This window comes from Chitinophaga sp. 01L420 (genome assembly GCF_056399985.1).
On sequence record NZ_JBFTSK010000087.1, the window covers coordinates 1 to 12,162 of the forward strand.

14 protein-coding genes and 1 pseudogene are annotated in these 12,162 nt (G+C 41.6%); 4 read left to right on the plus strand and 11 right to left on the minus strand.

Annotation, left to right across the window (positions count from 1 at the left end; translation table 11 throughout):
- Positions 1–293 (plus strand): annotated as a pseudogene (locus AC1DP6_RS35500) (DUF983 domain-containing protein); the annotation flags it as partial.
- Between the two features lie 480 nt (positions 294–773).
- Here the strand turns inward: AC1DP6_RS35500 and gcvT are convergent.
- The 3 genes from gcvT to AC1DP6_RS35515 all read right to left on the minus strand — a co-directional run bounded on the left by gcvT (position 774) and on the right by AC1DP6_RS35515 (position 2,947).
- Positions 774–1,865 carry a glycine cleavage system aminomethyltransferase GcvT gene (gcvT, locus tag AC1DP6_RS35505; protein ID WP_477059140.1) on the minus strand — a complete coding sequence of 364 codons (1,092 nt, stop codon included), beginning with the start codon at positions 1,863–1,865 and terminating at the stop codon, positions 774–776.
- A gap of 64 nt (positions 1,866–1,929) precedes the next feature.
- A complete protein-coding gene (gene gcvH / locus AC1DP6_RS35510; RefSeq protein WP_477059141.1) occupies positions 1,930–2,304 on the minus strand; it encodes a glycine cleavage system protein GcvH in 375 nt (124 codons plus the stop codon).
- Between the two features lie 25 nt (positions 2,305–2,329).
- On the minus strand, positions 2,330–2,947 hold the full coding sequence (locus AC1DP6_RS35515; protein WP_477059142.1) for a methyltransferase domain-containing protein: 618 nt from the start codon (positions 2,945–2,947) through the stop codon (positions 2,330–2,332).
- Between the two features lie 164 nt (positions 2,948–3,111).
- Between AC1DP6_RS35515 and AC1DP6_RS35520 the strand changes: the two genes are divergently transcribed.
- The gene (locus AC1DP6_RS35520) at positions 3,112–3,819 is read left to right on the plus strand and encodes a Crp/Fnr family transcriptional regulator (RefSeq protein ID WP_477059143.1); all 708 of its coding nucleotides are present in this window, start codon (positions 3,112–3,114) and stop codon (positions 3,817–3,819) included.
- A 26-nt stretch (positions 3,820–3,845) separates the two neighbouring features.
- On the opposite strand, the gene AC1DP6_RS35525 is transcribed toward AC1DP6_RS35520, so the two are convergent.
- The 5 genes from AC1DP6_RS35525 to AC1DP6_RS35545 all read right to left on the minus strand — a co-directional run bounded on the left by AC1DP6_RS35525 (position 3,846) and on the right by AC1DP6_RS35545 (position 6,731).
- On the minus strand, positions 3,846–4,598 hold the full coding sequence (locus tag AC1DP6_RS35525; RefSeq protein ID WP_477059144.1) for a YoaK family protein: 753 nt from the start codon (positions 4,596–4,598) through the stop codon (positions 3,846–3,848).
- A 53-nt stretch (positions 4,599–4,651) separates the two neighbouring features.
- Positions 4,652–4,912: a hypothetical protein gene (locus AC1DP6_RS35530; RefSeq protein WP_477059145.1), complete on the minus strand. Its 261-nt coding sequence runs from the start codon at positions 4,910–4,912 to the stop codon at positions 4,652–4,654.
- A 38-nt stretch (positions 4,913–4,950) separates the two neighbouring features.
- Positions 4,951–5,547: a class I SAM-dependent methyltransferase gene (locus tag AC1DP6_RS35535; protein ID WP_477024965.1), complete on the minus strand. Its 597-nt coding sequence runs from the start codon at positions 5,545–5,547 to the stop codon at positions 4,951–4,953.
- Between the two features lie 241 nt (positions 5,548–5,788).
- On the minus strand, positions 5,789–6,286 hold the full coding sequence (gene mug / locus AC1DP6_RS35540; protein ID WP_477059146.1) for a G/U mismatch-specific DNA glycosylase: 498 nt from the start codon (positions 6,284–6,286) through the stop codon (positions 5,789–5,791).
- Positions 6,287–6,332: 46 nt separating this feature from the next.
- Positions 6,333–6,731, minus strand: a complete 399-nt coding sequence (locus AC1DP6_RS35545) for a winged helix-turn-helix transcriptional regulator (protein WP_477059147.1) — start codon at positions 6,729–6,731, stop codon at positions 6,333–6,335.
- Positions 6,732–6,769: 38 nt separating this feature from the next.
- Between AC1DP6_RS35545 and AC1DP6_RS35550 the strand changes: the two genes are divergently transcribed.
- Positions 6,770–7,234, plus strand: a complete 465-nt coding sequence (locus AC1DP6_RS35550; RefSeq protein ID WP_477059148.1) for a DUF3291 domain-containing protein — start codon at positions 6,770–6,772, stop codon at positions 7,232–7,234.
- Between the two features lie 77 nt (positions 7,235–7,311).
- Positions 7,312–7,950, plus strand: a complete 639-nt coding sequence (locus AC1DP6_RS35555; protein WP_477059149.1) for a response regulator — start codon at positions 7,312–7,314, stop codon at positions 7,948–7,950.
- 59 nt (positions 7,951–8,009) lie between these two features.
- Here the strand turns inward: AC1DP6_RS35555 and AC1DP6_RS35560 are convergent, their stop codons facing one another.
- The 3 genes from AC1DP6_RS35560 to AC1DP6_RS35570 all read right to left on the minus strand — a co-directional run.
- Positions 8,010–9,977, minus strand: a complete 1,968-nt coding sequence (locus AC1DP6_RS35560) for an OmpA family protein (protein WP_477059150.1) — start codon at positions 9,975–9,977, stop codon at positions 8,010–8,012.
- A 20-nt stretch (positions 9,978–9,997) separates the two neighbouring features.
- Entirely contained in the window at positions 9,998–11,008 is a 1,011-nt protein-coding gene (locus AC1DP6_RS35565; RefSeq protein ID WP_477059151.1) for a PorP/SprF family type IX secretion system membrane protein, read from the minus strand.
- A 10-nt stretch (positions 11,009–11,018) separates the two neighbouring features.
- A partial coding sequence (locus AC1DP6_RS35570) for an Ig-like domain-containing protein (protein WP_477059152.1) occupies positions 11,019–12,162 on the minus strand: 1,144 nt, incomplete at its 5' end.

Below are 12,162 nucleotides of genomic sequence, written 5' to 3' on the forward strand. Positions count from 1 at the left end.
ATAACTGCCCCGTGTGTGGTCAGCGAACAGAACTGGAAATAGGTTTCTGGTATGGAACGGGATATGTTAGTTATGTTTTGGCAGTGATGTTTTCAATACTAAACTTAATATGGTATTGGTTAATTTTTGGCATCACCTGGAGAGATAACAGCATCTTTCATTGGCTCATAGTTAATGGCGTAATACTTACTCTTGCGATGCCTTTGTTAATGAGATTGTCCAGGACACTATATCTGACCTTTTACATAGGTCATGATCCTGAAGCGGAAGACCGAAAAAAAGAAGAACTATAATAACTCCCTGGTATTTTAAGTTAACAACCTAAATTATTACTATATCAGGAACCAACCGTTTATTGAATTTCCTGGCAATACCTACGGCATATTTTAAAAGTTAGACAAAAGCATATAGTGTCACGGATGACATAGCTATATATGATTTGATCATTAGGAAAAGAAGGAGTACCTCTGTACTTCTTCATTCCATTTTTACTTTTCATGTCAGAAAATTGCCTGCCTGGTTTAAACAATGCTGAACGATAAGGCCGGTACGAATGACAGGTCAGCATGCAACTATCAATTAACGCTGACTGAAAAATGGGGGATACAGTTACACTAAAGGACATTCAGATACCTTCCTGCCATCCCCGGCCCTGGCAGAATATTGCCATATTTAACCGCAGAAAATTTCTATACCCAGCTCCCCTGTTGATTTAATTTTATATAAATCCGGACTGGTGGCAGCACATGCCGCGTTACAAAAACACAGAAATATTATCTTATCTGAGTTTTTATAAATGGAAGCCGGCAAATTTTCGCCGCGCACATCTTATCTCTTATCTCTATAAAAATGGTACTATCTTCCCAGGCAAAATCACTATCAATATATCCCAAACCAATTGCTTTCTTTAGCGAAGGCGATTGTGTACCTGAAGTCACCTCCCCAATAGGTACCTTGTTTGCACTATAAATTTTATGATTATGCCGCGGAATACTTTTCTCCATCATCTCAAATCCAACTAACTTACGAGAAAGGCCACCAGCCTTTTGCTTTTCAAGAAGATCATCCGCTGTAAATGTCTTGACAAATTTTGTGATCCAGCCCAGTCCCGCCTCCAACGGTGAAGTAGCATCATCAATATCATTGCCATATAAGCAGTATCCCATTTCCAGACGCAAAGTATCTCTTGCACCAAGGCCTATCGGTTTTATACCGAATTGTGTTCCTGCATCAAAAATATAATGCCAAAGCGTTGCTGCGTCCTCATTAGGAAAATACAGTTCAAAACCACCAGCACCGGTATAACCGGTATTCGAAATAATTACATTGGATACACCTCCCATTGTTGCTATTCTGAATCCATAGTAAGGGATTTCAGATAAATTAACCGTAGTTAGCTTTTGTAAGGTAGCCAACGCCATGGGGCCTTGTACTGCCAATAAAGAAATTTTACCTGAAATATTATCTATCTCCGCGTTGAAAGTGTTCTTCAATTTCATCCAGCTGAGATCTTTTTCTATATTTGACGCATTCACTACTAACATATAAGTAGTTGCGTCCAATCTATATACCAGCAGGTCATCCACTATTCCACCCATATCATTGGTAAGACAGGAATACTGTACCTTACCATCCACCAATTTAGAGGCATCGTTAGTAGTTACCTGTTGAATGAAGGATAAGGCCTCCGGTCCTTTGATAATAATTTCTCCCATATGGGATACATCAAATACACCAACACCTTTTCTCACAGTTTCATGTTCAATATTTATTCCCTCATATTGAATTGGCATGTTATAACCGGCAAACACCACTATCCTGGCCCCCAATTGACGATGAACATCTGTCAACGCTGTATCTTTCATTTTGTATATTAAAGTATATTTAGAATCTATCTTCCTTTATAAGACAATGTCGTTAGTCATCTTTTTATTGCACAAGATTTGTATACTGTTCGGCAGTGAGCAGGTTGGTCGTATCTATAGGTAGCTTTACCTGTACTTTAATAATCCAGCTGCCATAGGGATCCTTATTTACCAGTTCAGGGCTTTTTTCAAGTGAACTATTAACTTCCACCACCTTGCCCGCAACCGGCATAAAAAGATCTGATACTGTTTTCACTGCTTCAACTGTTCCAAAAATAGTCTCGGATTCAAGCACTTTATTCATTGAAGGAATATCCAGGAAAACAATATCTCCCAGCTCTTTCTGCGCAAAATCAGAAATGCCTATATACGCATACTCACCATCAAGGTGAATCCATTCATGATCTTTTGAATACAACAAATGTGTTGGATAATACATGCTTATCTTAAAATTTTAGTTTTGTTTATGATTTGATCCAGAATTTAAGCAAATGATCTATGTGTGTACTCACCATCTGATATCCATGCGGAGCCTCCGCTTCCGCACAGTGATACGTGGCCAGCCTCGTGCCCGCAGGCATTCTTTCAAGTTGGTGATATAAATACCTGTTATATTGATGATACAGGCTCCTGGAATAGGTAAGCTTATTGTCTATTTTATAAGTCCCGGGCAGGTTTTCATAAAAGGAGTTGAAAAAGTAAAAATGGTCGTATTGTGTGAAATCCAATTCCATTACATTACCGTGCATGTAAGTAACATTATTTAGCCCGGACATTTCCTGAGCAATAGTGGCGTAGCTTACCAGGTCATGCCGCTGCTCAATGCCATAAAAAAATGCTCCGGGGTTGTAATATGCYCCTCCAAGGCAAAATTTACCCGCTCCACTCCCAATATCCAATACCTTAACACCCGGAGATGCAGCCAGAAATCCGGATGCTTTCTGAACTACCTTTAACGGGGTCCAGTGTTTTTGAGCCAGCGCCTGTATGTATAGCGGATAAAGATGATGGAAACTATCATCTGAATTAAACCACTTGTCCAAATGTCCACGTAATGGTGTTGATGGTGTTGTTAATGACATGTATTATTTAAAAAATTTCGTTTACAATTGAAGTGGTAAAATTTCCTGAATGTAACTACCAGATCCATGTTGTAAAGGTATTTATCATTCCATCTCGCTGCGGTAAATTTTATCATCCTAAAAAGTGAGTTTTATCAATTTTAAAAATGTTAATTTTGTGTGCTATGAGTATCAAGGGTATATTTCCAATAGATAAATGGGATTTCAAAAGTGAATCCATCCTTGCTGATTTACCCCATGATGTTTATGAGCTGCTGACAGCCCATAAGAGTGAACAGATATATAAAAAAAACGAGGTTCTTTTCAGAGAAGGATCCTATCCATCTGGTATATTTTACATCACCAGAGGAAAGGTCAAAAAATATAAGGTTGACAATGAAGGCAAAGAACAGATCATCTATTTGGCCAATACCGGGCAACTGATCGGGTATCATGCCATCTTATCGGAAGATCGTTATCCTGATGCTGCCGCCGTGCTGGAAGAAAGTACCATCGCCTTCATACCTAAAGAGGATTTTTTGAATGCACTGGATTATTCTCCTTTGTTTAACAACAGGCTACTAAAAGCTTTAAGCCATGAATTTGCCGTACTCGCTAACAGCTTAACAATGTTTGCACAGAAAACTGTAAGGGAAAGACTGGCGCTGCAATTGATCATTATACGGGAAAAATATAAAGAGAATTATGTAGATGGTATGTCCATAGAAATAAATATAAGTCGTGAAGATTTAGCCAGCCTCGTTGGTACCGCCAGAGAAAATATCGTAAGGGTCCTGACTGAATTCAAGGTGGATGGCATACTGGAAACGAAAGGCAGGAAAATTATGATAAAAGATGTCAACAAGTTGATCAAAATAGCTAATTATAAATAGTTAGCTGGCTAAATCAGCCAATACTATTATCTGTTTACTACTAATGCTCTTTTATCCCGAATCATGATGCGATGTACCATTTTGGAAAACATCACACGAAAAACATCATAAAACATAGCAATCACCAATACAGCTGCCGGCAAATAAAAGGCGAAGTACCTAAGTTTCAAAAACATATATCCTCCTACAATTCCCCCTGTCAGAAAAAAGAATATGATAACGAGTCGCAGGATAATTTTTTTTCTGACAGCTGGAACAACTTTACCAGGCGCCGATATCAATGCATACAGGTCAATACCAAGATCTGTAAACATACCAGTTAGATGCGTAGTTCTAACCACATATCCGGAAATGGTTGATACCAAAGCATTTTGCATTCCCATGGCAAATAAAAGGCTACCCGCAAAATATTCTGTTTTGATAATAGACTGATCAAATGTGTAGCCGAAGCTACCTACCAGTATAAGGATTACGATCTCAGTTACTATAGGTACCACATAGCCAAATCTTTTATTCTGCCCTAGTTTACCGGTACAAAAACTTGAAAAAAATGCCCCGGCAAGAAAGAGTACCAGCCATAAACCAACCATTCTTGCAGATCGCAAATCTCCGGTTGCTAACTTATGTGCAAGTAATGCCGCGTGGCCGGTGACATTAGTGGTCAGTACCGAAAAGGCAACAAAACCAGCTGCGTTCACCATTCCTGCTGTAAAACACAAAAGCACTGCCAACCGTAAATTATGCCTGTAGTTCCTCTTTCTTCCTATATGACGCAGCATTTATAAATTTTGTTGAAAACTTGACATCAAAAATAAGCGCCCGGATATTAGTTTTATATCAATTCCATCATCGGATATTTTCTCAGGTATATATTAGCGTAACGTAAACATCCCCATTGCGTACTATTCCAATTAATGGGTGATAGATTTTCCAGCCAGGCTTGTAAGCCCAATACGAATGGCTTAATCATACCTGTATATCCCGTTTGCTCAATACCAGCTATTGCAACTGAAATAATTCTTTCCACCTGGCTATTATCCCGGGCCGATTTCAATTCTTCAATTACTAACAATACATATTTATCAGCTGCCATCACTTTTTATTTTAACGTAAAATCTTATTTATTTTGAATTATCTCTTTATCCACATTTTCAAAAGAAAATCAACCGTTGCGTCTACCAGCTGGTAGCTGGGTGGTATTTCGTCTTCCAGACTATGAAAAGTAACTAATCTCGTACCTCCCGGTCTATTATCTAATCCTTTGAACATATAGCGCGAATAATAATTGTACAAGCCAGTGGAATATTCCATCTCCTGGTCAATTTGTCCCTCATTAACAAGATTTTCAAAAAAAGAATTATAAAAATAAAAGTGATCGAATGCCTCAAAATCTATCTGCGTAAAATTGCCATTTATGAATTCAACATTCCTTGTGGCTGTCATTTTTTTGGCGGCTTGCGCAAAATGATATAACTCTTTTCGCTGTTCCACACCATAAAATGTGGCTTCCGGAAACTGATGCCCTCCAATAAGACAAAACTTGCCGACACCACTGCCAATATCAAGAATTCTCTTGCCTGAACCCGAAGTCAAAAATTTAGCAGATTTTCTTGCCACCTCCATAGGGGTCCAATGCCGCTTGGATAATTGCTGTATCCTTTCCGGATACAACCAGTCAAATGCCGCATCATTCACATACCAGGTTGCATTAGATGTAATATTTTCCATGTTTATTGCTGACTATCTAAAGAATATATCGTGACTGTTTGGAAAAGGTTAACCGGATTAACAAAAAACTGGCACTTTATTTCTACAGCAAAGTTATCAGAAGATTCATTCTGTTTAATTGATACTTTGCAATTTTAAAGCTGCAAAAAGTCACTTTTGAGCAAATACACAGGGAGACGCAATAACGAAACACGGTTGGTATAGAAGAAAAAAGAAGACCGAGCTATGCGAACATCGGGAATTACACTATTGCCTGATATAATTCTCTGTAATAGCTGATAAGCTCATTAAGGGTAAATCCCCGATTTAATCCACTTGGATTAGGCAGTACCCAAACTTTGGCCCCACAGCATTCTTCCGACTGAAGCCCCCATGAAATTTGCTTTTTCCCTGAAAACGCCATGTAGGCAGGTTTACCCAGGAACGCAATATACTTTGGTTGGAAATGCTTCATTTTTGTTTTAAAGGCTTCAATGGAATTGTGAAACTCTTCTTTTGAAAGCTCGTCCGCGCGAACGGTGGCTCGCTCCACGGCCGTAGTCAGACCATACCCGAAATCAAGGATCGTGGCGTCCTCTTCTGGTTCAATTTGATGTGGCGTAAACCCAGCCTGGTTCAATACCCGCCAAAAATGATTGCTTCGGTTGGAAAAATGGTGCCCGTATTGTGCCGAAGTTAAACCCGGATTAATTCCGCAAAAAATGATGGCCAGGTCTTTCTTAATAATATCCGTTAACATTCCTCAAATTTAAAACTAACTATATCATCTCCCTATTGCGCTTCCTTTACAACACCTCCTCCGTCATTTCCCTGATGGATACCACCCCTTCGATATTAGCTAGTCCCCAGTCCTGAATATTTTCCAGAATCCCCATAAGAGAATACCCTTTGGGCGAAAGCAGGTATTCTACGTGCTGTTTCTTGGGATCATATTGTTTCCGTATGATCAAACCATCGTTCTCCAGCTCATGCAGATGCGCAGATAGCATTTTCCTGCTGATATTGGGAATAATCCTGTGCAGGTCGTTATATCGCATAGGCTTTATAGCCAGGTAGCAAATGATACAGGGTTTCCACTTGGTGGAGAATATTTTAAGCGCGCCGATTACCGCGCATTTTTTGATGTTATAGGTATCGCTTTGTCTTTTTCTGACAGGTAACCTTTTTGTAACTTCTTGACTCATGTTCGCTACCGATTTACCTTTGAAGATAATTTTTTTCTATGACTTATCATATAGCACAGATCAATATCGGCAGAGTGCTCGGTCCGATGGACAGCCCGGTAATGAGCACTTTCGTTGAGCGCCTGGACGATATCAACGCATTAGCGGATAACAGTGAGGGTTTTGTATGGAGACTGAAAGATGATAACAATAACGCATCATCTATCCGGATTTTTGAGGATGACACCTTAATCGTGAATATGTCTGTCTGGAAAGACATAGATACGTTATACGTCTATACTTACCAGACGGCTCATACGGAGATCCTGAAGAGAAGGAAAGAGTGGTTTGAAAAAATGGGCGAAATGCAGCTGGCACTCTGGTATGTGCCGCAAGGCCATGTACCCACCGTAGCAGAGGCGGAAGAACGTTTGACTTATTTAAGGAAAAATGGTCCTACACCTTATGCATTCACGTTTAAACAAAGGTTTAGTTACGAGGAGGCTATTGCCCTTCATAAATGAAAATGCCTGAGTATGGGTAAAATTGGCAGCGTATCTGTATTTTTACCTGACAAAAATACGATAACCACCCTATATAGATGAAAAAAATACTGATAGCCGACGAACATTTTGTGATAAGACTGGGACTGGCTCAAATCATATCTACGCTTTCGATAAACACCATCACGGAGGAAGCTGTCACGCTGGACGAAGTAGTTATTAAACTGCACAAGCAGCGTTATGATCTGCTGGTATTGGATGCAGACCTTCCTGGAGGTAGCCACCTAAATACTATCGCAGCTACAAAACTTCGGCAGCCAAGCCTTCCTGTGTTGATCTTCTCCGATTTCTCCGAACAATTATACGCGCTTAACTATCTGCAAGCGGGCGCCGATGGTTATCTCGAAAAAAAGGCAAAAGAAGAAGAGATACAACTGGCATTAATCAGTATGCTCGGGGGGAAAAAGTATATCAGCCATGCTATGAAAGGTGAAATGCAAAAGAAACTCGTGGAACTACCGGCTGAAAGTACCAACACGATTAACAATTTTTCACCTCGTGAAAGAGAAGTAATGCAGATGATCTGCATGGGGCTGCCGGTAAATAAGATTGCTGCCAAACTGCAGTTACATGCTACCACAGTAAGTACTTATAAAACACGCATCTTTGAAAAAATGCAGGTTACCAATATCATAGATCTTGTAAAGAAAATAGAATTGCTTGATCTGAAAAATTAGGCCGGCCAGTTTACATGCCATAACTGCCGGCCTCCCCTCTGTCCTATGAATCCTACTTATTATCGTTGAAGTATGCGTACTTCGGTTCTCCTGTTTTGCTGGTGTTCCTCCTCTGTGCAATCCACTCCGTCAGCGCAACGGTTCAGCAAATGACTTTCCCCATAGCCTATTGCTATGATGCGTTCTTCACTAATGCCTTTACTGATAAGATAATCTGCTGCAGAAGCGGCTCTGCGGTTAGACAATATCAGATTGTACTCGGTACCAGCTCTGCTATCCGTATGGGCATCCAACTCTACCCGCATACCCGGATAACGCTCCATCATAATCACCAGAGAATCCAACGCCATAACCGCATCGGGACGAATATGAAAATCGTCACGATCATAAAGAATATTTTGCAGAACAAAGGTGTTGCCCACAACCGGCGGAGCTTTGGGTAGCCTTAATTCCAGGCGTAGTGTATCGTTACCGCTTGCGGTAAACCTCACCGGCACTGCAAGTCCGTGGTCCTTTCCAGTGGCAAATATCACGAACCGGTGTTTGTCGGTGAGCACCCACCGCAGCTTCCCACCAGAATTTGGCAGAAGCGTCCATATTTCATTCCGGTCTTCATCCTTCAGACTAACAACGGCATCTTTTACAGGTAAACCTGTTTCACTATCATAAACAAATGCTTCCAGTATTTTTGGCTCAACAGCAGGCGCAGATATCACCGGCGGCAATAAAGATTCAAAAGCATAAAGGTCATCATCCCCCCGGCCGCCCGGACGGTTAGAAGCGAATATGCCATTACCGTTTGGCTGCTTTACCATGTAGAAATCATCGCCTTCAGAATTAAAACCACCGCGCAGATTTAGCGATACAGACCAGGTACCTGCATCGCCCTGAGCACAAAAAATGTCAAATCCTCCCATCCCAGCATGTCCTTTACTGGAAAAGTATAGATGTCCTTCCTCGTTAATAGTGGGAAATGCTTCTTCCTCTTCTGTATTGATGACAGATCCACAATTCCGGGGGCCGCTCCAGTTGCCATCTGATTGCTTTTCACAGTACCAGATATCTGTTTTTCCAAAACCGCCGGGCATATCACTGGTAAAATAGAGGACATGACTATCGGCCGTTAATGCTGCGTGGCCCAGGGAATAAACAGAAGGATTGTTATAAGCAAATGGTACAGGCTTTTGCCACTCCCCTTCCTTTTTTATGCTGCAATACAACTCCAGGCGCCGGGTATAATATGATCTGGGGCCATGATAGGCGCCCTTGGCCACATTCGTTAATGTGAGGTAGGCTGTATCCCCTCCCGCAGTAAAAATCACCGGTCCAATATGATAGCGGTAACTATTTATATTTGCATCGAAGCCACGGATAATAATTCCGTTAGGATTATTGCCTACGGAATCTACCCGGTATAATTTCGAATAGTCATTGCCAGTTCTTCCTACCTCCTTTTTTGAAGCGGCAATCATCGTATAGCGTAAACTGTCTGAGGTAAATACTAATTGCCTTCCGAGGTACCAGGTAGCCCCCCACTCAGAAGCACCTGTATTCAGTTCACTCAAATTCCTCGTAGCAGCCTCGGGACGCATTGCCTGCCAGCGGATGGCAGAATCGCAACCCGCTATCTGCCTGGACACATCTCTGCCGCCCTGCTGCATATAGCTGGTATATGTTTCTTTTGCTCTGGCGTAGTCTCCTGTGTTCTTCAGCGCATCGCCATAGTAAAGCAGGTCATCTGATTGTACACCGCTCAGCATTACTATTTTGCCGTAACAGGCAGCGGCTTTCAAATAACTATTTGTATTCCGATAACAATCTGCCAGCCTACGGAGAATTGTAATGTTGGTATTTTTCTTTGAAGCGGCCTCCTCGTAAAATACCGCCGCCTGTTTGTATTCATAACGCAGGTAATGTGCATCCGCCATCGCTAAAGCCGACTTTTGCTCCTGTGCAAATACCAACGTAAAAATGCCCATTAAACCGCCTGTCAGCAATGCCTTATTAAAATGCCTTTTTATGATCATTTATTATTGGTTTAATGAAATTAAAAATACCTGGGACTAAGTACCCGGTCCTGGCGCTTTTTACCAAGCAGTAACAGGCCAATGGATATTTCATGCGAACCAGATTGATAGCTGGAAAGCCCACTTGTTGTGAAGTCATAGGAATAGCCTATTCTTAGCCGTTCATTCGCAAAAAACTCCACAATAACGCTGGCTGCGTTGGATTTCATCAGTCCATCCTGCAGACTATGTTTCTTCCAGATATCTGCAGAAGAACGATAAGAACCTCCAAGCCAGAGTCTTTCACTCAACAATAAAAAGGCATTCAGGTCGAAACTTGTTGGTCCTTTAAAATCTTCCTTTACCATGATGGAAGGCTTTAATTTTAACTGGTCAGATAAGTTAACCAGGAACCCGGAAGTGAAATAATAGTGTTTCGTTCTTTTGATGACCAGGTATTCGCGGTCTCCTCCGGCAATTGCAATTTTTCCGGATAGCTCCTGCGAAAACAATTGTAAAATGGAAACACCTGCATAAAAAGAGGAAGTATTATAATAGATCCCAAAACTGGCATCCGGCTTAAGGGAACTAATTTTACCCGCCGGAGCTGAGGGATCGTTCACATCCGTGAACTGCAACGCGTCACCCTTTACGCTATACTGCGCCAGGCTTAACCCCATGCCAATACTCAGTCTTGAGCTACCAGACTCGTTCAATGGGATGCGATAGGCATAAGATCCCGCTAACGAAAGATATTCCTGCGGTCCCAACTTATCCCATTGCGCCTGAATTCCCAGTCCTACCCTCTCATCCTGGATCCAGTTGGGAAGTCCATCCAATGATACAATGCCTGTTTGTGGCGCTCCCGGAAAATTCACCCACTGTTTACGGTAGGTAGCATTCAGGTAAGCATCACCTCTATACCCTGCATAGGCAGGGTTTACCGCCAACCCATTAAATACATACTGGCTAAACTGTACTTCCTGTTGGGCATTTACTGAAAGAGCGCCAACAGTAGAGAATAGCATCAGAAAAAATATTTTTACACGCATCGTTTTTATTTTATTTCAGTAACTGGATCCAACCTTTATATGCTTTGATGCCTTCCGGCATTTTCAGTTTCAGTACATAGTAGTAGGTACCACCGCTCAAGCCATTACCGTCCCAATTGTTATTATAGTTGCCGGAATGATACACTTCATTGCCCCAACGATTAAATACAGATAGCGAGCTACTGGGATATTTGTAGAGATCAGGTATTACAAATCGGTCATTGATACCATCATTGTTAGGTGTAATCGCATTCGGGATAAAGAATCCGTCATCAGCTACAGTAATTCTTACGACAGCTTCATTTGAAATATTCCCAGCAAGATCTTTTACCTGGTAAGCAAATACATCTACTCCTTTGAAGCCCGCATCTGGGATATATACTACCTTACCATCCACACCTATCTTTAAGATACCTCTGACCGGCTGGATCGTAATGACTATGCCGGCAAAATCGTCGAGCCACCTATCATTATTCAGTAGATCTACCACGACTTCCTTCCCTGGTAAGGTTTGCACAGTATCGTTTACGGCAACTGGTACCGGATTTACGGTAACTGTAACAGTTGCCTGATTGGATACTTCGTTGCGGGTGTTACGGATGGTATAACTGAAGATATCTGTGCCGGTGAAAGCAGCTACTGGCGTATATGTGACAGTGCCGTTGGCATTTATATTAATTGTACCCTTGGATGGCTGGCTCATTATGACCACAGAAGAGAGATCAAGTAGCCCATCCCTTTGAAGATCGTTGGCGGTGAGATTAATCACCACAGGCATATTTATAAATGTCCTTGCCACGTCATTATTAGCCAACGGAGGTTGCGGATTATCACATTTATTAACAGTAATATTCATCACCTTACTGCTACTGCATCCACTAGCGGATGTTGCTGTATAGGTAATCGTCAAACTACCTTCTTTTATTCCTGTTACCAGGCCGTTGGCATCTACAGTAGCTATGGTTGCATCACTGCTACTCCATATACCGCCGGTAGTAGCAGAATTTAATGCCGTAGTTTTACCTATACAAACAGCACCTGCGCCGGTAATAGCTGCTACAACAGGGAGACTGTTTACGGTGACACTAGCCGTTTGCGATGCCGTACAGCCACTTGCGTTAGTTACTGTATAAGTGATTGTTGCAACACCAGCG